Genomic DNA, 19,356 nt, shown 5'->3' on the forward strand with positions numbered 1-19,356 from the left:
TCCTGTCAGTGGTACTGGAGAGAGGTATTGCTGAGAAACGGCTAAGCGAGGCTAAAAGAGGCTAAAAGAGGTCAATTCTGGATTTCACTTAGCGCCTGATAACAAGGATTTCAATCACGACCCTTTTCTGACTGGCTTTCGTACTGCTGTCCGGTAACCGGGCTCCTCCGGTCATAGCACCCTGCAAATCAGCGCCTTCCAGCCTGGCTGTACGCATGTCCGCATCACGCAGATTGGCAGCCATTAACTTTGCATGGCTGAAGTCTGTGTTTAAGAAAGTATTTCCAGATAGGTCAGCGAACGGCATAAAAGCCCGGCAAAGCAGAGTGTTGTTCAGACTGGCTCCCTGTAAATTTGCGCCAATCATAATGGCGCGGGTCAGGTCAGCGTTATCGAGAGGCGCGCCTCTCAGGTCCATAAAACTCAGATCGGCACGCTTTCCCTTCTGACCCTCTGAGCGGACCCAGATTTTGTGGGCACGCAGTATGATTTCATGGTGTTACTCCATTGATTAACGGGTAATAAGTGATGGGCTGACCTGTTCCTCCTGAGTTGGAGGAGAACGGGCGAATGAGAATTTTTTTAACGGCGTTGCGTTCAGTTGTGTGTGTAGCGGAACTGACCAGCGCGCCTGAACGCAGTGTGTCCATGTAATGAAGACTCAGCAGGTTCGTCGGGTTGTTCAGGGTAAGTAAGACATAGATGCAAAACATTCATTTACACTCCTCCCGCCTTGCTGCCGCGCGGGCTTCATAGATGGATGATGTTTTGCCAGAAATAATTGTTTTCAGACAAAACACACCAGTTGTCGATACGTTTGCTTCGGATGCCGCGTTGAGGGCTGCATTAGCTACACGTGCATGCTTAAGCAAAGAAAAAATGCAGGATTTAATGACGAGCATGGATTGTTCGCCATTTGTGATGTACGTGATTTTCACAGGATAAACTCCGTATAATTACAGGGGGAAATAGATGGTGGAGGTTAAAGCCAGTCTGGTCTTTCACCTGTTCCCGTATAAAAGTCCAGAATATCCAAAAGCCTCGGATAGAATTTAATTGCGCGTTCGCCGTCCATCGATTCAATTTCTTTTTGTCTGAATCGTCGCCAGTCTTCGATTGTGTGCGTCTGACAGCCAGCACTTAATGTCACGCCATGCGTAATTTGAATACTGTATTCCTCACCCAGAATAAGCCATGTATTTGCAGGTAAGCGGGTACCGAATAAATGGGCTCCTTTCAGCTTTGTTCCCGTTACATCAGCGAGGCGTAAATTAGCATCATGAAAGTCTGTGCAAAATAAACTGGAATGGCTCAATGACGCGTAATCAAACTTTACGTGAGTAAAATCAGATCTCTCCAGATTGCATCCATTCATTGCAGCATGACGTAGTTTTGCGCGGCGGAAATTACAGTCGCTGAGATTGCATTTATTAAAGATACTCTTCTCAAGGTTGGTGTTATAAAAGTTGTGATCAGATAAGTCACTGTGGCTAAGTACTAACCTTTTTCCTTCTTCGCCTGCGGACTGAAGCCAGACGTTATGTTCCTGAAGTAGCGCCGATAATTCCTCTTCTGTCATTGAGTTCTTAGGCGTTTTTACTGGACGAGTTACAATTGACAGGTCATGCATGTTCTTTGATTCCTATTCAGATTTCTTTGTCATAATCGGCGTGACTTAGTAATAACCATTTTCTCCCTCCGTTTTTGGAGAGAAGACGCCAGGAAGGGGTCACGCAGATGGAAAGATAGCCATGCCGGATAGTGCGTCTTGGTTTAATTTGTCCCAGACGCCATTGCCTGAGGAGACAGCGTGCCCGGATGTTGACGCGTTCTGGTACCTTATGTTTATTCATAGTTGGCCACCCATTCATCAGCGCATGACGCCGCAAGTTTCTGAATGAACACCCAGCGAATGCCTTCTCTGAACCTGACGAAGACTCTTGTACGCTTGAGAGAACTGGCGGTGAAAATGTGCCAGCCATATAGGTATTGATAAATCATTTTTTACTCCGGATGGGCGAGATAAGTACTGGAAGGGGATAAATGCCTGCTTTTAACCACATCAGGCGAGGTGGTTCCCTGCTTTGCACAGTCGAAGGAAATTGATAAATTCATCCTGCACAGTTAATTAAGGAAGAGCATATGGCTGAATTTACAGTTCGCGTGGAGTTGCATGGCGCAACATCTGATGATTATGAAAAGCTACATGAATCAATGGGCGCTCGGGGTTATTCCAGAGAGGTTATCTCAGATGATGGACAATGGTTTAACCTGCCCACAGCAGAATACGTTGCGTCAAAATCATATACAGCCACACAGATAAGAGATGAAGTAAGGGTTGTGGCGAGTGCAATCAGTCAGAGCAACTGGGTATTGGTAACTGAATCAAAGGAGCGATCCTGGTATCTGTCCACTAAGTAGGTAAGTTGCCACCTTCACGGCAATTATCATTATTTGGCGGTGATACATAGCCGCCACTCTCAATATGGCTTATCAGTCGCATCACGTTCTCCGGACTGGCAACCTCGCACCAGATTTGCACAATTTGCATTCGTTTATTTAGCGGCATCTGTCCTGAACCAAGAGCGTCCTTGGCCAGCACATGCTTATCTTTTATTTTCATGATAATGCTTTCCATACTCTTTACCTTTTCCAGTTGTTATTGATGAGGTGATGCTTTTAAGAGCCTGCTTTTCACTACTTCAGGCGAGGTGATTCTCGCGTACCTGTTCAGGGAGAGTTGCTGGGCCAGCTATCTGATAAGATCACTGAATTACAGATGCTCAATGCAGAGTTGTCGGGTCTTTACCAGGCAAAGAGACAAATCACAATGGAACTTCGCGAAGAAAATAAAAAAATCGAGATGTTTGCTTTGCAGGCTGCCAGCTATGAACTTCACACCACGGACGGAGGAACGACGGTATATCGATCTAAGAAACCTGCCGACCAGGATGTTCAGCATCACTATCTTTGTGATCACTGCTACAGCAGCAGCAAGGTATCGATACTTCAGCCGAAGCCAGAGCGCAGCCAGCATGCCGGCTTTTTTATTCATTACTGCCCTCAATGTAAAAATGAATACAAAATGCAGAAAGTGCCCTTTCACAAGTTGTACCAGAATGTAAGACCGTTTCCCCATTAAGTACGAATGAAACATGTTCGGATACTCTTCCCAAAAAAAATCCCGCCGATGGCGGGATAAACGTGTTCAGGATTATTATTACCATACGATGAGGCTGGATGGTGTTTGTTATACTTTCTTATTGTGAGATGTCAGGCGAAATACATCGCACGTTATTTATGACGTGTAGAAGGAATCATTAACCTGAGTAAACGCAATACTCTTATTCAGGCTCAGGCGACTTTTCACACCCACAGCATTTGGGGCGTAAGTCCGGGTGTAATGCATAAACAGGTTCGAGAAATTCACTGATGATATAGTCAAGCGCGGCCTGCACTTTTTCCATGTACTCCTCCGAATCTTCCTTGGTCACTTTACCTTCTGCTTCATACTTATAAATATAACCCGCTGAGCTACTCATCTCACGTACAACCATTAAAACGGTTTGTTTAATGCTGACTGCTGCTTCACGATGTTTCATAGATACTCCTGATTAAGTGCTACATAGCGTTGATTAATTGAATAACATGGCGAGTGTAAGGCGCTGATTTATTGAGCCCCCGCTTAAGGATTCAACGTAGAGGATATATAAGTCACACCTGTCTTCTCATGATGGCATTTAGGATTATTTCATATTGAGGAAATGCACAGTCCGGGTAATATGTTCGACCTCTACAGAGAGAGGTCACTATGAAAAATGTCGTACTGAGCATGCTTGCCAAAATTTCGAAAATTGACGCGGCGACGAAGCAGCTGACTGCCCGCGTCGAAGCACAGTCACTTCTCATCAGCGCGTTGGTTTTGGCCGTCAGCAAGCAGGGTGGTGTCACTGAGATGATTGAGAGTGCGAATAAAGCGATTAATACAGTTATTGAGTCGGCAGAGTCCGATGATATGCTCAAGTCAGATGCTGCAATTTTGCTGAGTGAATTGCAGGATTTGCTCACTATTTCCCGAGCCGTAGATGGGGCTGATACTGAAATCAACCATGAAGGTCTGGCAGAGATTTCAGGAATGTCCTCTGGAAATGACAATTCAATTCAGGACAAGAGCTGACAATTTTTAGTGACGTATCGAAAGCCATTCGCTAATAAAAAAACCCGGCATTAAGCCGGGTGGTATAAACTGCACCTTTAAACGGAACCAGCAATGTTCCTTGGTTAAGCATAATGCCTAAGATTAAATCCGATACTAAGGAACATTTGTCGTTACGATAAGGTTATTTTTCAGTAAGCGAGTTACATGCATAACCACCTGAACCATAATGTTTATTCCAGCAGTGTGCTTTGATTTTGGTTAGTCTGGTTGGCTTTTGTAATTAAAAAAATCTTTCTTAGCGCTTAGCTCAAACCTGCTATCGAAATTAATGTGTGATGGCGGTCTGATTTTTTCCGGGCATCATGCGACTCTCACTTTATTCGCTCAGAGACGTTAAAAAAAAATCCCGCACAAGACGGGAAAGGGTCAAAGGAATGCAGGTATGCGGTCTGATAAATTACGCCCGGCAAGCCGGGCTAAGTCCCAACCGCGCATTGACTAGACGAGGAGTCAGAATTACTTCCTGACGAAGAGATTTATAATCTAATCGTTATTCGTTTTACTGAAAAACTTATCCATTCGTATATTTCATTTCACCTCTGTAATGATTTTTTTGATTAGCAAAATCAAGCCTTGCCAGTTTTCATCGCGTAAATTGATAGGCAGGGTGATTTTTGCTTGAGAGGTTTTAATTTCCCGAAACATTCGCGCCGCGCTTCACAAATCTTTCTTAACTCATATTCACTCGCTGAGGAATGATAATGCGTGATGTGAAGACGTGGCGTCCGCGGGTCAAAATTAAGACCGCATACGGGGCATTTTACGGATTGTTTCTTAAGACGATAAGACATTGATAACCCCCTTCAACAAAGGAGATGGCACTGATCAGTGCCATCTCGTTTGCTGCGAGGAAGCTGGGTTTTGCCACTTCGGGATATCGCACTCCTGTGCTCCTCCCGCCCGACTTTATTGTGCCGTCCAAACTAACTCGTAGTGCATTAGTTCGAGCGTTTCCGTTCCGCTACGGCAAAGATCACATGATGTGGCATTGCATGTCAACACGTATTGTGTGATTTAATTTGATGTTCACGTTTTGTTATTGAATTTTATGTGATCTTTTATGCTCATAAACCCGCAATTTGGGTTTTTATGAGCATGAGTTAAGAACTTCGAACGAGGTCAATTTCAGATGTAAGATAAGATCATTCGCAAGACTTAAAAAAATTCATCATCCCATTGTGCCTTTACAACCTTACCGAGAATGCGACAATTTTCATCAATTTCGATGCTTTGATATCTCGCTGTAGTATTCATAGGCTCTAGCCACTGCTTACCATCCTCAGTAACAAATTTTTTGAAAGTTACTTCCGTCTTGTTGTAAACGATACTTACACAGTAGTGGCCAGATTCGATGTTTGCCTCAGGATCAACTAAAACAAGGATGCCCTCTGGAAAACTGGGTTTTACCCCGTAGGGCGAAGTCATCGAATGCCCCGGAACCTGAAACCAAAAGGATTTTTTACTTGCCCGTGTTGTAGAGGAGTAAAACTTAGTATTACTGTCAAAAGTAATGGGATCTCCGCGCTCCTGACTTATTAATTGGTCTTTATTGAGCAGTGGATATTCGTGTTGTTTGTAAACTGTACTTGAATCATCACCAAATAAGATAAATGCAGGAGTTACCCCTAAAGCCAAAGCCAGTAAGGCCGCGTCGTCAGAATTTACTTTTCGCGAGCCGATCTCGTAATTGCCTAATCTTGAAGCTGTTACCCAGCCGCACTGTTTTGCTAACTGAGCCTGGCTCAACCTTTTTGCCTCTCTGAGCGCCCTTATTCTTTCCCCAATATCGTTAGACATTTCATTTCTCAATTAACGGAATTACACATGCCGTGAGTATAGCAGCCTCACGACGTGGTTGAAATTAGATCACAATTTGTGATAGTTAATATGTGATTACACTGGAGGCATTATGAACAATTTAGCTTTGATTCGAAAAAAAATAGGCATTTCTCAGGCTGTGCTGGCGAGGTCTATTGGCTGGGGGCCATCTCGGATCGCCAATTACGAGAGCAACATCCGAACCCCAAGCCTGGCCAGCTGTCGTCTGATCCTCAAGGGTCTGGAAACGCTCGGTCACACACTTACTATAGATGAGGTATTCCCTCCATAAAAATGATATTAAACATAAACTTACTAGAAGATTAATTATCACTAATCATCATCAGCGTCTCCGAAGTTCTTTGCCCGGAAACGCTGTTTCGATCATTTAGGAATTTATCCAATGGATAGAGCAAATGCACGCAAATCAGATGGACTGAGTGTGAATGGCCGTCATCTTCTCTCCTTAGCCCATAAAGCGTTATTGCATACGCGGCAAACTGAAGTTGCTAAACGACTTAACGTAGCCGATTCAACAGTGCTAAGGCGAACTGCAAAATACCCAGAAATCATGGAAACGCTGGCAGCAAGTGGGGTAGAGGATTTCGTGTTGAGGGGAGAGATGAAAGTGCCACTTGAACAGTATCGATGGCTTCTCACCGTGGCCATACAGTTTGCCGAGTGCGAACTGGAGCGCACAAAAGAGAAAACCCCGGACTGCGCTAACAGTACCGGGGTTTAATGCAGAACAGTTTCGTCAGAAACCATTCCAATTATGTCAGCAGCAGCCGTGCAAGTAAACGGCTGCGATTTGAGTTAAGGGTCAGGAAATGTTCGCCAAAAAAATGAAGTCGCCAGAAGTTCTCTCATCCCATCCCAAAGTGCATTTGATGGCACAGCATCTCCTGATTCCCCCTCGCTCAGTAAGTGAGGGCATTCACCGTTTAAAGCCGGAGGGCAGTATTCGTGATAAACGCGATATCACTGTGGCTGGTCTGCTTAAGTTCTGGTCTGTTGCGAAACATCATGCCCGAAACGGTGTGATACCTGATGCTGATCTCTCATACATCGATGCTGTCGTGAACCATCCCGGTTTCGGTCAGGCAATGCAGAAAGTAGGTTTGGTTAAGTATGACAAGCGGAGAAACTGCCTGGCGCTTCCGGAAATGAAAGGGGAGCAACAAAAGATTGAAGGCAAAAAATCTCAGGCTGCATTGAGGCAGCAGCGCTACCGTATGAGGCTTAAGGTCAGGAACTGGATAGTTGAGGGAAGGCGGGCTGCTGCTGAACTTGCTAATAGCTCACGTTTTAAAAATCAGACTGTCGTCATAAAGCATGATGAGGTTTATGACGAGGAGGGAAGGCTGCTGAAATTAGGTTCAATCACTGTCGATGGCAAAACAACGCACGTTGGTTACTGCTACCCCCAACATAAAACAACTGATACGCATGGCCGGCCATCCTGGGCATCAGACATATCGATCAGTGATTCATGTGATAAGCCGGGCGTCACCAGTAGCGTAACGCCCGGTGATTCAGGCGTAACGCAGAGCGTCCCCAACAGCGTAACGCCCGATGATTCAGGCGTAACGCAGAGCGTCACCGGCAGCGTAACGTCCGGTGATTCAGGCGTAACGCAGAGCGTCACCGGCAGCGTAACGCCCGATGATTCAGGCGTAACGCAGAGCGTCACCGGCAGCGTAACGCCCGGTGATTCAGGCGTAACGCAGAGCGTCACCGGCAGCGTAACGCCCGGTGATTCAGGCGTAACGCAGAGCGTCACCGGCAGCGTAACGTCCGGTGATTCAGGCGTAACGCAGAGCGTCACCGGCAGCGTAACGCCCGGTGATTCAGGCGTAACGCGAAACGTTCCTGGCGGGCTCACGCGTGTTATACCTTCGCGCGCGCACACCCGTTTTAGTTTTTTAAGATCTAAAACCTTAAAATCAAAACCTAAAACAACACACATCGCGCGCGAGAAAATTTCATGGCCTGTGGATAACTTCGACCCCAACAGCAAAATCATGTTGACCCCTGATTGGCTGACTAACTTTCCAGCCCCCTGGGTGAGCAAGTTCTCCCCACTTACAGCCCGGCCCAGCGGTTGTGCCTTCGACGCCATGCACAACGTGACCCAGAGCGTGACGATCCTGAGAACCGGATACTCCGCCACCTGTGTCACTCGCAAGCGTGCCGCATATGGCTCAACGGCTGGAGGCAATGAACAATCAACTGAGCAGGCTAAATTCAGGCTTGACCCACACTGGACAACCTCAAGCCAGTTTCTCAAACATGCCCGGCATATCGGTATCGAGCTGGATTCTGACGTATCGAAATATGAGTTGAGCGAGTTTGTAAATTACTGGATGGAAGAGGGCGCACAGCACACTCAGAAGCAATGGGAGACCAAGCTGGCGAGGTTTATTGAAAAGGGGCGTAGGCTTTCGGTTAAGACCCGAACTTCACGTCGGGATATCACTATCGTGTCCAGTGCCGATTATGCGATACCTGAAGGGTTCAGGGGATGATGAACATTAATTCATATAGACTTTTAAACTGAAGAGTGAAGTGCCGGATGTCTTTTGGTACCAGATATGAACCTGACCATACAGCCTGTTCCGTTTATCATTGAATAGCTGTGGCAACGTCAAACTACAAAAAATTTGGGCCTTGCATTTATCTCCTTGAATTTAATTCTGATTTATCAGACTGGCATTTCAACCTGAATTTTTTCGCTGTATTACAATGAATAGTATTTACTCATCTGTGAGGCATTCAGGGATGGATAAGCGTTCTGGCGGTCAACGACGCGCTTTTGATACGGCGATAGAATGGCAGGACCGTAATGATATGGTCAGGCAAGCGTTACACGTCAGTATTCCCTGGTTCACGTTTGTGAACGTCAGCTTTGCTTTGATAATTTTGTTTCGCAATGTCCTCATTAGCGGTTTTGACCGTTCAATCAGCAATCAGGCAGAAATACTTCCTCTCATCAATGGCATTGCGGTCGGCATCACTGCTTTATCCTGCTTACTGGCTTTGTTGATCTATCGTCTTCCCGCCAGATTTACATCTGTCGGCCTGGGTTTGCTGCTGGTTCTCAGTTTGATGTGGAGCTACTGTAGCTATCATTTCATCGTCTGGTGGCACCTGCCCTTTGCCTGGCCGCTCAGTGTGATCCTCATGCTTACCGCGCTGGCTGCGCTCTATTATCACCCAACGGCTCTTTTGCTCTTCCTCACCCCATTATGGTTAACCGCTCTGCTGGCAAGCATGCAACTTAATCAGGGCATTAGCGTGCGATTCTTGCTGGTCTGGCTCATCCTCACAACCATTCTCATATATGGCCGCTATATCCTGCAGCGCTGGTTTGATGAAGCCTGGCGGCGTTATCAGGAAAACCGGATGCTCATCGCGCGACTTGATGTAATGGCGCATCAGGATGCACTCACCGGAACGGCAAACCGGCGATCACTGGAGAACTATCTGGATGGCGCTGTCCAACACACTTTGCCTTTTGCACTGATCATGCTCGATGTTGACTATTTCAAACGCTACAACGACCATTACGGCCATCAGGCTGGTGATGATTGTCTTGCAAAAGTCGCCGACGTGTTAAAATCGTCGGTTCGTACGCCCGCAGATTTGGTTGCGCGTTACGGAGGGGAAGAGTTTGTGGTGGTGCTGCCAGCGGCCTCACTCAACGAAGCCGCTCTGGTTGCAGAACGTATCCAGGCAAGCCTGCAAGAAACAGCGCTGGCGCATCTCGCATCCGAGGTCAGCAAAACGGTAACCGTGAGCATGGGCATCGCGGTTTCCGGCAGTAGTGATAGCGCGGCCGGCATTATTGCCCGCGCTGATGAAGCACTCTACCGGGCAAAACAGCAGGGACGAAATCGGTGGGTAAAGCAAAAACCGGCTTAACCTTCATCGCGGACATCCTTGTTCGCAGGAGGCGAAAACCAGTTTGACTTTGTCACAATCACTGGCTGATCCGGCTGACTGATGAAGTTAGGCGACATGATCTGCACGCCGAATTCATTGAACACATCCTGTATATGTCCGTGAAGAATACTTCTTACCCCGGCCAGCGATTCTCCCGCCTGAAGCCGGACCTGAAGTTCATAAGCCACATACCAGTCCTGCAGCGCCAGCTGGCGGACCACTGGGGTAATGCTGCGGTTAACTCCTTGTGTGCGACTGGCGGCCAGCTCCAGCATCGCTTCAACCTGACGCCAGGGCGTGTCATAACCAATGGTGACGCTGGTCGTCATATTGACGCCGTCGCCTTTCAATGTGGCGCTCAGGTTTACGATTCTGCCGCTGACGACCACCGCGTTGGGAACCGTCACCTCGTAATTCTCGCGGGTCAGAATTTTCGTTGCCAGCATGCCCACCTCGCTGACGACGCCTTCATGCTCGGCAATCCTGATCACTTCGCCTTTTCGCAGCGCGCGGGAATAGGTCAGCACCAGGCCGCTCATGGCATGGTTCATTACGCCTGCCGAGCCCAGTGTCAGCATCAGTCCGAAGAAAACGCTAATACCTTTGAAGGCAAGCGAATTAGCGCCGGGTAAAAACGGATACGCCGCCGATAAGGCGAATAACCAGATGACAACGCTGATGAGTTTCCGGGTGACGCCAACGGTATCCGGATGCAGGCCCGGCAGGTGTAACTGCCCGGTCTCAACGCGTTTTAGCACCAGCCGGAGCAATCGCGTCACCAGCCCCGTAATCAGGAAGATGACAACAACAATCAGCATACCCGGCAGGGCGGAAAATATTGCCAGCCCGAGATGTTGCAGCAGCCCTACCGCATAACCTCCCAGCTCCATGCCCCAAATCCGCGTCCAGGGAAAGAGCCGCAACACCCAGCTGACCCAGATGTAAAATGCCACGAGGAGGGCAACGGTAAGCACAATGGCATACAGCCGTACCTCAATGGGACCAAGAAAAGTGCGCAGTGCACCCGGGAAACTTTTCCGCTGAGCACGTCTTGCGTCATATATCCGCTTCAGCCAGGCATAAGAGCGCAGGGTAAACAGGATAAACGCGATCAGCAGTAGCGCACCCACAAGGCTTTTACCCACTGAGAGCAATAGATATTGCGATGAGTACTGCTCAGACAATGATTGCCTCAGCGTGTCCAGCCGGAACCGGAGGCGCTCTGCGGCCTGTTCCAGCGTCAGATCATCCCCTTCATCCAGATCGCCCTGCGCCAGTAACATAAAAGGTTTGCCGTTGACGGAAAAAAGCACAGCTGACTGTTGGTAGCGCGTCAATGTGTGCATCTTTACCGGTTGAGCAAGGTCATTATCATCAAGCGTACGCAATATCGACACGATGCGCTGGACGCGCTCCTCTGGCGTGGTCAGGCCAAATTTCGCCTGCAGCATCACTACTGGCTGATTAAGCAGATACAACGTCCGTGCTTTTTCCTGTGCCGAAGGTGCCTGACGCGGCTCCGCGCCCAATGCGGTTTGGAAAGTGAAGAGCAGCAGGAAACAGCACAGACACATCACCGCTTTAATCATTTTTGCCTCCAGAAGCCGTACATTGCCTGGCGGTAAATCCATCCGTAAGGCAGTCATCAATACGCATTATTGAAATTGCCAGGTATACGAAATCAGAAAGCGTTTGTCGGGATCGTCCAGATAGGTGTTGTTGTCCATAATAAACGTCAGAAGGTTAACTGAATTGTGTTTATCAAATTTGTAACCTGCTCCAAGCCCGCCAAAATAACCCCGGTAATTCTCCCCCTCATCATTTTTTGAACCATAAGAGCCTGCCGCAAATCCCAAAATCGTGAGTTCAGGTGTCAGCGGCCGAAGTGCAAATGCTCCCAGATAGCCGCTGCTACCGGAAGTTGTGATGGTGCTGAACCCATATTCGGAGGGAATACCATCGGCGAACTGAGGCGCTTGACAGTCCGCAGGATTTCCGGTGCTGCAGCCGGTTACCTCACCGGTGTTGTAGGTATATCCGGCCATGGGGAATATCTGGAAACCGGCTGGCGCGAAGCCAAAATAACTGAGAGGGACAAAAGTTCCGACGGAATAATTAGTCTGGGTGGCGCCATTGGTATACTGGTTTTTACCAAAATTAAAGTTGACGATGCCTACCGGAAACAGCCATGACCCGCCCACACGCCACTCGCTGGCATCACTGTTAACGCGTGCATTCAGTTTTTTGGCCGGGTCCAGCGCGACCGAACCGGAGAAGGAGAGATTACTGTCGTCCATGTCATAGGTGTCCGACCACGAGACGCCTACTTTGGTCGTCACTTTAGTCGGATCATCATCAAGCTTATCGCGATTATCATTAGCTTCAGCACCACAGGCCCCATAACTTGATGCCAGCAGCCCTAAAGCTAAACTCCATTTATTCCCTAGATAGCGTGACATGATTGCTCTCCGGATACGTATTTGGGGGAGATAAACGATTTGATGTGATTAAAGACGATAGGGAAATGCCGCCGCAGCTTAGGGCGGCGGCATGTGGCATCATTTATAAACTGTGGCAGTACCCTGTACTTTACCTTCCACTCGGGCCGAGGTAATCACATAGTATTTTCCACCTTTTTCATCTGCCAGCTTTGATAATTCATCTTTGGCATCTTTTGGATCGGTGAACGTACCGGAAGTCGATACGGTTCCGACTTCAGTATAATTTTTGGCTTCATCCTTACTGATTTCCTGCGCAGCCATCGCGCCAGCTGAGATAAAAAAGGCGCTTGCCATAACGAGGGATTTCATCATCATATTTTTCATCATTAACACTCCAGTGGTTTATTATTTCCAGGGTGACAACATGTCTGAACGGCAGAGCCATTCAGTTATGAAGCAGGTACTTGCCAGTTTTAAATATCAAAACGTGTAGCTGTAATTCATGCTGAAAAAGTACAGTTCAGGATTTTTGTATGCGCCGCTGAGCAGAGGTGATGAGACCTGCGATGTTTCCATTTTCAGGTATTCAAATGCCGCACCAATATTGCCCGACTCAGTGAGCTGATATTGCGCGCCCACACCAAATCGCCATGCATCACCTGAAGGCATCGTCATCGCCGTATCATTCTGATCGCGGTAAAAACTGCTGTCATACGCCACACCGGTATTAAGCCGCCAGCGATCGTCTGGCCGGAACTGAACACCGAGTGCGGTATGCCATGTATCTTTTAACCGGTTCTGACGCTGTATGTTCTCCCCGGATAAAGAGATCTGATTGCCTCCATACATGCTCCAGTTCTGCCAGCCAAGATCCCCCAGGAGAGACCAGCGCTCATTTATGTCATGCACGGCACTCAGCATGAGCTGATCGGGTGTATTAATCTGAGCAGACAGCGGCAGCGTATATTCAGCATTAGGGAATGCGGGAAAGCGTGCTTTTCCATCAATGTTAAAATGATATTCCGTTTTACTGGCGTAACTGAGGCCTACGCGCGTGGCATCCGTGAGTTGAAAAAGTAAACCGGTTCTGAAATTCATTGCCCAGTCGTGATCGCTGGCTTTTTCATCCTGCCCATCCACATTACGTGTAAGAGATAAAAAGCCATAGTTAATGCCCAGTCCTGCTCCCCACGACAAGCGTTCATTTATCTTCCAGGCAAAAGCAGGGCTCAGCGTCAGTCCAATCAACGTACTTTTTTTAATTAACCTGTCGCCAGCCCATTCACCAAAATCCAGTCCCAGCCCGTAATTGCCATACAGGCCAATACCAGCAGAAATGTTTTCTGTCAGGCGCTGGTGATAAAACAGACTGGCGCCCGGAAACCATCCTATGGTGTTACCCGGGCTCTTACCCTGAAGAGCTGCATCATTGTTAAGACGGTATGGCGTGTCGCCATACAGTGCCTGAAGGCCGCCAGTAATCATGTGATCTGGCAAACGCGTCATGCCTGCGGGATTGGTCATTATGGTAGATGCGTCCTGCGCGCGGGCAGCCTGTCCTGCGCCCGCAAGCCCGGTGTCTTCCGTGGCGATTTCATACAAATAAAGCCCGCTGGCACTGGCTGAGCTGACGCAAAGACTGCCCAGTAATATCATCGCCAACCTGGAACTAACGGATGAGATCTGCAGCATTATTCATTTCCTGCAGGTTTGCTGAAATCCGGGCAACGTATGGTATTCAGCTGCTGCTCATACTGGGCTTTTTTTCCTTCCTGCAACGCGCTGGCAGCCGCACTCAAAGCATGATGATTCACTTTGCTGGCGATGAAAATTGCGCGCACCTTTTCATCGGGTATATCAGATCTGATATCACACTGAGTACGCAGATCGCTGACAATTTTCTGTTGAGTCAGGGCGGCGGCCAGGTTGTCGTAAGGTGCTGCGTTCGCACAAAAAACCATGAGTGGCAGAGCGCCTGTAACCAAGCGAAACATAGTGATTTCTCCCTACACTGATTCTGCTATTTAGTTGGGAAATTGCAGATTAAGACCGGCAAATATCTGCCAGCGCGGCTGGCCTGGACCTCTGTCCGCCACCGAACCCTGCGGTTCGATAAAGAAGTTGTAGACGGTATTTTTACTCTTTATCACCTGCCCAATACCCAGCCCGAGCGGTACGCCGTAGCCATCATTCTGGAAGTTGTAATTCCAGATAGGGGCTGAACGCAGATAGGTTCCTCCGCCAAGCTGGAGAAACAGGAAAGGCTGAAATGCGGCAACGTTCACATCGCTTCGGTTACTCTCTCCGGCAAAGCTGTGCTGCCATGAGGCGAGATATCCGTACTGGAACGTGGGGGAGCTGGCATCAAAAAGAACGTTGACCAGACCTGCTGACCATTTCTCTGAACCCAGCGCGTTTTTACTGGCGGTGGGAGCGGTGAGCTGCGGGCCAATACCGAAACTGACGGCAGGATTGCCGGTATCAATCAGCCAGGCTGTGAACAGGTTCATATCGCCCAGCCCAGTCTGGCGTCCGCCAGTCGGTGGCGATGGATAAGTATTCAGTGGTAGCGAAGCGCGCAATAACCACTGGCTTTCGCCCAGCGTGAAGGGTTGGGCATAGCGAAGCCAGAATTGATTAGCGGTTTTATCGCTGCCGCTCATATTTCCGATGTAATAATTCTGCATGTTAAATGCAGTCATATTCGCTAACGGGTTATTAGCCTGCGCGGAATCTGAAGCTGCATCAGCAAAAGAACTGAAAGCAGAGCCAAGAAATAAGACTGCCAGCGCAGAATGCTTAAGGTTCATGAGTTGCTCCAAAGCGGTTACAGGACACGAGACCTGTCATCAGAAAAAATACCCTGTGTCAGAGACGACACAGGGTGCCCGCTTATGGCGTGACGATGTTGAACCAGAACTCGAATTTGTCCATGTACCCGAGTAACTCATCGACTTTCCCGGCATCACCGGTAACTTTCACTTCGCCTTTATCTTCAGCCTGCTTCAGCGTTTCATCCTTCAGGATGATTTTGTTCAGCGTATCGCGGTTAAGCGTCAGAGTGGCATCGGCCTTGTCAGCCTGCTGGTTGGCAGAATGGTTGAGTACGCCGTTCTCCAGTTCCAGCTTGTATTTGCCGCCATCCTCACCGAGATCAACATTGATCACCGCTTTGGCATTACCGGCTTTTTCGCCATCAATATGTACCGCCAGGAAGTCAAAGAACATTTCCGGCGTCATCGCGCGCACGGTATCCGGGCTTGCAGTATTCGGTGTTGGCAGTTTCTGCACGCCGTTACGCAACTCCTGGGCGCCAGTGAGATAGAAGTTACGCCACGGACCGGATTCGGCCTGGTAGCCCATCTGCTCAAGCGCATCCGCCTCCAGCTCGCGAGCCGCTTTATTCTGCGGATCCGCAAACACCACTTTGCTGACTACCTGCGCTACCCAGCGGTAATTTCCCTGGTCATAGTCGGTTTTGGCTTTTTTGAGGATATTGTCAGCACCGCCCATATACTCCACAAATTTCTTCGCGGCTTCTTCCGGTGGCAGCTCATCCAGCGTAGCTGGATTGCCGTCAAACCAGCCGAGATACAGCACATAGGTTGCCTTAACGTCATGGCTTACTGAGCCATAATAACCGCGGTTGGCCCACGTTTTAGACAGACCATCCGGGAGTTTGAAGTTGGCAGCAATCTCGTCGCGCGTCAGCCCCTTATTCGCCATACGCAGCGTCTGATCGTTTATATAGCGATACAGGTCGCGCTGGGTACGCAGCAGCTTGTTGACGTTGTCATTGCCCCACGTCGGCCAGTGGTGCTGCGCAAGAATGATCTCGGCTTTATCGCCCCACAGGTTTATAGCGTCGTTGATGTATTTGGACCACGGCAGCGGTTGGCGGATTTTGGCGCCGCGCAGCGAGTAGGTGTTGTGGAGAGTGTGGGTTACATCTTCTGCGGTTTCGATGATTTTCTTCTCTTCGATATACCACAGCATTTCAGAGGGCGCTTCCGAACCCGGCGCCATCATGAAGTCATAGGTGAGGCCGTCAATGGTGCGCTTCTCACCGGTTTTAGTAATGTAATCTGTAGGCGCAATCAGCGTCACCGTTCCGGCTGACGTCGTAGTACCAAGACCTGCACCAACCTGACCCTTAGGATCGGCTTTCAGCAGGTTACCGTACATGTAGCTGGCACGGCGGCTCATGACGTTTCCGGCCATGATATTTTCTGATACGGCTTCCTCCATAAATCCGGCGGGAGCATAGATTTTTACTTTACCGGCTTTAACGTCAGCCTCATCGACTACGCCGCGCACGCCGCCATAATGGTCAACGTGGCTGTGGGTATAAATAACCGCGACTACCGGCTTCTTACCGCGATTTTTATAATACAGTTCCAGGCCAACCTTCGCCGTTTCAGCCGAAACAAGCGGATCAACTATGGTAATTCCTTGCGTGCCTTCAATGATGGTCATATTTGACAGATCAAGGTTACGTATCTGATATACGCCATCTGTGACTTCAAACAGGCCGCTGATATTAATTAACTGCGACTGGCGCCAGAGGCTGGGGTTAACGCTATCGGGCGATTTCTCGCCTTCCTTGATAAAGGCGTACTGCTGTGGATTCCAGATGACATTCCCTGCTTCACCTTTGATAACGTCCTGAGGTAAGGCCGCAATAAAGCCCTTGTGTGCGTTATCAAAGTCAGTTTTATCGGAAAACGGCAGCTGATTATAAAGCGCATCATTCGCGCTTTTGGTCGCGGAAGCAGCGTCTTTTCTGGCGTCATCAGCAGCATAAGAAACGGAGAGTGAACTTAGCGAAGCAGCTAGCGCCATGCATACTATTAGTGGCTTCAGTTTCATGATGGTCCTCAAATGTGTCACTTAAATTATTGAATCTAAACAAAACCGAGGTGCAATCGATCCTGCCAGAAGGCAATCCTTTCTGCTGGCAGGTGGTACATGGCGAAATGGGTGAGTTCTGAAACATTTCGATATAAAGCTAGTTGAAGTTTTACTATTAGCAAGCTTGCAAAGCTAAACATCAGATCTTAATACCATATAGTTACTTTAGTGAAGGATTTAACACTGATAGTAAAGCGGAGGTATGTTGTTGCTATTTTTTGAAAAAAACCTTATTTATCAGTTATTTGATATTATCAAGCAAAGTAACCGGTAAAATTGCGTTAATTTGCGCAGCCTAAATATAATTTTAAAGTGGTGCTTATTTTTCAAATGATTGTGGTGTTGGCTCACATAAAATATATAACCACTGGTATTTTTATATTTATCCGCTATGTAAGTGTGGCAGGCATGGCGTGGGTAACGTTGATTCCTTCCGGTCACATTGAAAGTAAGAAAAATGAGGTGATTAACTTATAGTTGTGTTGAATGCTTGGGGCTGAGTTGAGGAAAAAAGAATGAGAGCAACCGCAACGAAAAGTCCTTTCTGTTTATGTGTCTGCATACTGGTTTTTCCTTGTGCTGTACAGGCAGACACAATCTGGCTCATCAACGGAGATCGACTCAGTGGAACTGTTCAATCACTCAATGATGGGGTGCTTGAGTTAAAAACTAATTACGCCGGTCTTTTGAAGATTAACTGGACATCAGTGAGTACCATGGAAAGTGAATCCCAGATATCCATTGGTAACAATAAAACCAAAGAAAAGTATCCTGCTTCTGTTTCTCCTTACAATGCTGGATATGTTGTGATTAAACACGGAGATAAAAAGGAAATAGTGTCTGTCAGGCGCATAGATGAGTTTATGAAAGCAGAGGTAAGAACTGATGAATGGGACTGGTCTGGGAACATTGATGCTGGCGTTACCCTTAAAAATGCTTCTACCAGTACAGATGACTACACCTTTTCGATGAATACCAAATTTAAAAAAGAAAAGTGGAGACACGATGTCTCTGCAACTTACAATCGGGAGGTCGAAGATGAGAGTGTTAACACGGATAATTACAGTTTTCGCTATGCCTTCGACTACATGTTTGAAGAGAAATATTTCTGGCAGTCACGGTTGAGTTATAAACGTGACTGGGTAGAAGACTTGTCCAGGCAATTGCTGATTGGTACCGGCCCCGGATATCAGTTGTGGGATGATGATACAGGTGCTTTTTCTATTTCATTTTTGGCTGGAGCTTTCAGCTATGGCTACAGTGACGACGAACAGGATAGTCATTTGGGCGCAACCCTGCATTGGGACTACCAGCGGTTCCTGGTCGATAAAACTATTACTCTGTACAGCAATGGTGAACTTGGCCATTCTCTGGATAATGAAGGAGTAATGTCAGTGGATGCAGAACTTGGTGTGAGGTATGCGCTGACTACCTGGTCAACTTTCCATGTTGGTTATCACAGGAATATTGTCAGGGGGACACGAGATACACTGGATGAGCGTGTATTTTCAACGGGTTTAGGTATGACCTGGAAATGAACATGGTGTACAAATCCCTGCGTACATATGCACTGCCAGCCATAGCGACTGGCAGTGAACAAAATTATTTATAGACGGTAGCTGTCCCCTGAACTTTTCCCTCAACTCTTGCAGAGGTAATTACGTAATATTTACCACCTTTCTCATCTGCCAGTTTCGATATTTCGTCTTTAGCATCTTTTGGATCGGTGAAAGTGCCGGAAGTTGAAACCGTGGCAACCTCGGTGTAGTTTTTGGCCTCTTCTTTACTAATTTCCTGAGCCGCAAACACGCTGGTCGTTACGAAAGTTGCACCAGCCAGAATAATTGCCTTCATCATCACATTTTTCATATTACGCTCCGAATTGTTAAATTTAACAATGTTGCAACATAATCATAGTGTAAATACACAATGATTATTATGAGAGAACACCTTAATTGCCTGATAAGTATTTATTAACTTAAAAAAATATCAATAAAACTTTTTCTTAATTGCAGCAATCAT

Annotated in this window: 22 protein-coding genes; 7 read left to right on the forward strand and 15 right to left on the reverse strand. The window is 47.7% G+C overall.

What is annotated here, in order from left to right:
- Positions 1-88 precede the first annotated feature (88 nt).
- The 3 genes from ACFQW4_RS00505 to ACFQW4_RS00515 all read right to left on the reverse strand — a co-directional run bounded on the left by ACFQW4_RS00505 (position 89) and on the right by ACFQW4_RS00515 (position 1,630).
- Entirely contained in the window at positions 89-490 is a 402-nt protein-coding gene (locus ACFQW4_RS00505) for a pentapeptide repeat-containing protein (RefSeq protein WP_377723971.1), read from the reverse strand.
- Positions 491-713: 223 nt separating this feature from the next.
- Positions 714-938, reverse strand: coding sequence for a hypothetical protein (locus tag ACFQW4_RS00510; protein WP_377723101.1), 225 nt, complete (start codon positions 936-938; stop codon positions 714-716).
- A 44-nt stretch (positions 939-982) separates the two neighbouring features.
- Complete coding sequence (locus ACFQW4_RS00515; protein ID WP_377723103.1) at positions 983-1,630, reverse strand: pentapeptide repeat-containing protein; 648 nt, start codon at positions 1,628-1,630, stop codon at positions 983-985.
- A gap of 512 nt (positions 1,631-2,142) precedes the next feature.
- On the opposite strand from ACFQW4_RS00515, the gene ACFQW4_RS00520 reads away from it, so the two are divergent.
- The gene (locus ACFQW4_RS00520; protein ID WP_036649777.1) at positions 2,143-2,421 is read left to right on the forward strand and encodes a hypothetical protein; all 279 of its coding nucleotides are present in this window, start codon (positions 2,143-2,145) and stop codon (positions 2,419-2,421) included.
- On the opposite strand, the gene ACFQW4_RS00525 is transcribed toward ACFQW4_RS00520, so the two are convergent.
- The 3 genes from ACFQW4_RS00525 to ACFQW4_RS00535 all read right to left on the reverse strand — a co-directional run bounded on the left by ACFQW4_RS00525 (position 2,414) and on the right by ACFQW4_RS00535 (position 3,602).
- A complete protein-coding gene (locus ACFQW4_RS00525; RefSeq protein WP_008109339.1) occupies positions 2,414-2,638 on the reverse strand; it encodes a hypothetical protein in 225 nt (74 codons plus the stop codon). The genes ACFQW4_RS00520 and ACFQW4_RS00525 overlap by 8 nt on opposite strands.
- A 135-nt stretch (positions 2,639-2,773) precedes the next feature.
- The gene (locus ACFQW4_RS00530) at positions 2,774-3,055 is read right to left on the reverse strand and encodes a hypothetical protein (protein WP_377723106.1); all 282 of its coding nucleotides are present in this window, start codon (positions 3,053-3,055) and stop codon (positions 2,774-2,776) included.
- A gap of 289 nt (positions 3,056-3,344) precedes the next feature.
- Complete coding sequence (locus tag ACFQW4_RS00535) at positions 3,345-3,602, reverse strand: hypothetical protein (protein ID WP_377723108.1); 258 nt, start codon at positions 3,600-3,602, stop codon at positions 3,345-3,347.
- Between the two features lie 209 nt (positions 3,603-3,811).
- Here ACFQW4_RS00535 and iraP point away from each other — a divergent pair, with 209 nt between their 5' ends.
- Entirely contained in the window at positions 3,812-4,177 is a 366-nt protein-coding gene (gene iraP / locus ACFQW4_RS00540) for an anti-adapter protein IraP (RefSeq protein WP_154183910.1), read from the forward strand.
- A 1,197-nt stretch (positions 4,178-5,374) separates the two neighbouring features.
- Here iraP and ACFQW4_RS00545 read toward each other — a convergent pair.
- The gene (locus ACFQW4_RS00545) at positions 5,375-6,016 is read right to left on the reverse strand and encodes an XRE family transcriptional regulator (RefSeq protein ID WP_091003930.1); all 642 of its coding nucleotides are present in this window, start codon (positions 6,014-6,016) and stop codon (positions 5,375-5,377) included.
- A gap of 112 nt (positions 6,017-6,128) precedes the next feature.
- On the opposite strand from ACFQW4_RS00545, the gene ACFQW4_RS00550 reads away from it, so the two are divergent.
- The 4 genes from ACFQW4_RS00550 to ACFQW4_RS00565 all read left to right on the forward strand — a co-directional run bounded on the left by ACFQW4_RS00550 (position 6,129) and on the right by ACFQW4_RS00565 (position 9,961).
- Complete coding sequence (locus tag ACFQW4_RS00550) at positions 6,129-6,329, forward strand: helix-turn-helix transcriptional regulator (protein WP_377723111.1); 201 nt, start codon at positions 6,129-6,131, stop codon at positions 6,327-6,329.
- A 111-nt stretch (positions 6,330-6,440) separates the two neighbouring features.
- Positions 6,441-6,779 carry a hypothetical protein gene (locus tag ACFQW4_RS00555; protein ID WP_377723113.1) on the forward strand — a complete coding sequence of 113 codons (339 nt, stop codon included), beginning with the start codon at positions 6,441-6,443 and terminating at the stop codon, positions 6,777-6,779.
- Between the two features lie 88 nt (positions 6,780-6,867).
- Positions 6,868-8,565, forward strand: coding sequence for a DnaT-like ssDNA-binding domain-containing protein (locus ACFQW4_RS00560; RefSeq protein WP_377723115.1), 1,698 nt, complete (start codon positions 6,868-6,870; stop codon positions 8,563-8,565).
- A gap of 322 nt (positions 8,566-8,887) precedes the next feature.
- Positions 8,888-9,961: a membrane-associated sensor domain-containing protein gene (locus ACFQW4_RS00565; RefSeq protein WP_377723973.1), complete on the forward strand. Its 1,074-nt coding sequence runs from the start codon at positions 8,888-8,890 to the stop codon at positions 9,959-9,961.
- On the opposite strand, the gene ACFQW4_RS00570 is transcribed toward ACFQW4_RS00565, so the two are convergent.
- The 7 genes from ACFQW4_RS00570 to ACFQW4_RS00600 all read right to left on the reverse strand — a co-directional run bounded on the left by ACFQW4_RS00570 (position 9,958) and on the right by ACFQW4_RS00600 (position 17,292).
- Complete coding sequence (locus tag ACFQW4_RS00570; RefSeq protein ID WP_377723116.1) at positions 9,958-11,571, reverse strand: mechanosensitive ion channel family protein; 1,614 nt, start codon at positions 11,569-11,571, stop codon at positions 9,958-9,960. The two genes, ACFQW4_RS00565 and ACFQW4_RS00570, sit on opposite strands and share 4 nt — an antisense overlap.
- 66 nt (positions 11,572-11,637) lie before the next feature.
- Entirely contained in the window at positions 11,638-12,441 is an 804-nt protein-coding gene (locus ACFQW4_RS00575) for a hypothetical protein (protein ID WP_377723118.1), read from the reverse strand.
- A gap of 99 nt (positions 12,442-12,540) precedes the next feature.
- Positions 12,541-12,816 (reverse strand): YdgH/BhsA/McbA-like domain containing protein, encoded by a 276-nt coding sequence (locus tag ACFQW4_RS00580; protein ID WP_377723120.1) that lies wholly within the window; start codon positions 12,814-12,816, stop codon positions 12,541-12,543.
- Between the two features lie 87 nt (positions 12,817-12,903).
- The gene (locus tag ACFQW4_RS00585) at positions 12,904-14,115 is read right to left on the reverse strand and encodes an OmpP1/FadL family transporter (RefSeq protein ID WP_377723122.1); all 1,212 of its coding nucleotides are present in this window, start codon (positions 14,113-14,115) and stop codon (positions 12,904-12,906) included.
- Positions 14,115-14,417, reverse strand: a complete 303-nt coding sequence (locus ACFQW4_RS00590) for a YicS family protein (RefSeq protein ID WP_377723124.1) — start codon at positions 14,415-14,417, stop codon at positions 14,115-14,117. The genes ACFQW4_RS00585 and ACFQW4_RS00590 overlap by 1 nt, the downstream gene beginning before the upstream one ends.
- Before the next feature lie 30 nt (positions 14,418-14,447).
- Positions 14,448-15,110 carry a hypothetical protein gene (locus ACFQW4_RS00595; protein ID WP_377723126.1) on the reverse strand — a complete coding sequence of 221 codons (663 nt, stop codon included), beginning with the start codon at positions 15,108-15,110 and terminating at the stop codon, positions 14,448-14,450.
- A 205-nt stretch (positions 15,111-15,315) separates the two neighbouring features.
- Positions 15,316-17,292 carry an alkyl/aryl-sulfatase gene (locus ACFQW4_RS00600; protein WP_377723128.1) on the reverse strand — a complete coding sequence of 659 codons (1,977 nt, stop codon included), beginning with the start codon at positions 17,290-17,292 and terminating at the stop codon, positions 15,316-15,318.
- A 557-nt stretch (positions 17,293-17,849) separates the two neighbouring features.
- Between ACFQW4_RS00600 and ACFQW4_RS00605 the strand changes: the two genes are divergently transcribed.
- On the forward strand, positions 17,850-18,872 hold the full coding sequence (locus tag ACFQW4_RS00605) for a DUF481 domain-containing protein (protein WP_377723130.1): 1,023 nt from the start codon (positions 17,850-17,852) through the stop codon (positions 18,870-18,872).
- Positions 18,873-18,936: 64 nt separating this feature from the next.
- On the opposite strand, the gene ACFQW4_RS00610 is transcribed toward ACFQW4_RS00605, so the two are convergent.
- Complete coding sequence (locus ACFQW4_RS00610; protein ID WP_377723131.1) at positions 18,937-19,203, reverse strand: YdgH/BhsA/McbA-like domain containing protein; 267 nt, start codon at positions 19,201-19,203, stop codon at positions 18,937-18,939.
- Positions 19,204-19,356 lie beyond the last annotated feature (153 nt).

Source organism: Pantoea sp. GCM10028869 (assembly GCF_042666835.1).
Classification (GTDB): Bacteria; Pseudomonadota; Gammaproteobacteria; order Enterobacterales; family Enterobacteriaceae; genus Pantoea; species Pantoea leporis.

Excerpts from the sequence above, each read along its gene's own strand:
- ACFQW4_RS00595 (WP_377723126.1), bottom strand. The coding sequence starts at position 15,110 with ATGCAGAATTATTACATCGGAAATATGAGCGGCAGCGATAAAACCGCT.
- ACFQW4_RS00545 (WP_091003930.1), bottom strand. The coding sequence starts at position 6,016 with ATGTCTAACGATATTGGGGAAAGAATAAGGGCGCTCAGAGAGGCAAAA.
- ACFQW4_RS00605 (WP_377723130.1), top strand. The coding sequence starts at position 17,850 with ATGAGAGCAACCGCAACGAAAAGTCCTTTCTGTTTATGTGTCTGCATA.
- ACFQW4_RS00570 (WP_377723116.1), bottom strand. The coding sequence starts at position 11,571 with ATGATTAAAGCGGTGATGTGTCTGTGCTGTTTCCTGCTGCTCTTCACT.
- ACFQW4_RS00585 (WP_377723122.1), bottom strand. The coding sequence starts at position 14,115 with ATGCTGCAGATCTCATCCGTTAGTTCCAGGTTGGCGATGATATTACTG.
- ACFQW4_RS00515 (WP_377723103.1), bottom strand. The coding sequence starts at position 1,630 with ATGCATGACCTGTCAATTGTAACTCGTCCAGTAAAAACGCCTAAGAAC.
- ACFQW4_RS00560 (WP_377723115.1), top strand. The coding sequence starts at position 6,868 with ATGTTCGCCAAAAAAATGAAGTCGCCAGAAGTTCTCTCATCCCATCCC.
- ACFQW4_RS00575 (WP_377723118.1), bottom strand. The coding sequence starts at position 12,441 with ATGTCACGCTATCTAGGGAATAAATGGAGTTTAGCTTTAGGGCTGCTG.
- ACFQW4_RS00555 (WP_377723113.1), top strand. The coding sequence starts at position 6,441 with ATGGATAGAGCAAATGCACGCAAATCAGATGGACTGAGTGTGAATGGC.
- ACFQW4_RS00525 (WP_008109339.1), bottom strand. The coding sequence starts at position 2,638 with ATGGAAAGCATTATCATGAAAATAAAAGATAAGCATGTGCTGGCCAAG.
- ACFQW4_RS00550 (WP_377723111.1), top strand. The coding sequence starts at position 6,129 with ATGAACAATTTAGCTTTGATTCGAAAAAAAATAGGCATTTCTCAGGCT.
- ACFQW4_RS00610 (WP_377723131.1), bottom strand. The coding sequence starts at position 19,203 with ATGAAAAATGTGATGATGAAGGCAATTATTCTGGCTGGTGCAACTTTC.
- ACFQW4_RS00590 (WP_377723124.1), bottom strand. The coding sequence starts at position 14,417 with ATGTTTCGCTTGGTTACAGGCGCTCTGCCACTCATGGTTTTTTGTGCG.
- ACFQW4_RS00565 (WP_377723973.1), top strand. The coding sequence starts at position 8,888 with ATGGTCAGGCAAGCGTTACACGTCAGTATTCCCTGGTTCACGTTTGTG.
- ACFQW4_RS00600 (WP_377723128.1), bottom strand. The coding sequence starts at position 17,292 with ATGAAACTGAAGCCACTAATAGTATGCATGGCGCTAGCTGCTTCGCTA.
- ACFQW4_RS00535 (WP_377723108.1), bottom strand. The coding sequence starts at position 3,602 with ATGAAACATCGTGAAGCAGCAGTCAGCATTAAACAAACCGTTTTAATG.
- ACFQW4_RS00520 (WP_036649777.1), top strand. The coding sequence starts at position 2,143 with ATGGCTGAATTTACAGTTCGCGTGGAGTTGCATGGCGCAACATCTGAT.
- iraP (WP_154183910.1), top strand. The coding sequence starts at position 3,812 with ATGAAAAATGTCGTACTGAGCATGCTTGCCAAAATTTCGAAAATTGAC.
- ACFQW4_RS00530 (WP_377723106.1), bottom strand. The coding sequence starts at position 3,055 with ATGAATAAAAAAGCCGGCATGCTGGCTGCGCTCTGGCTTCGGCTGAAG.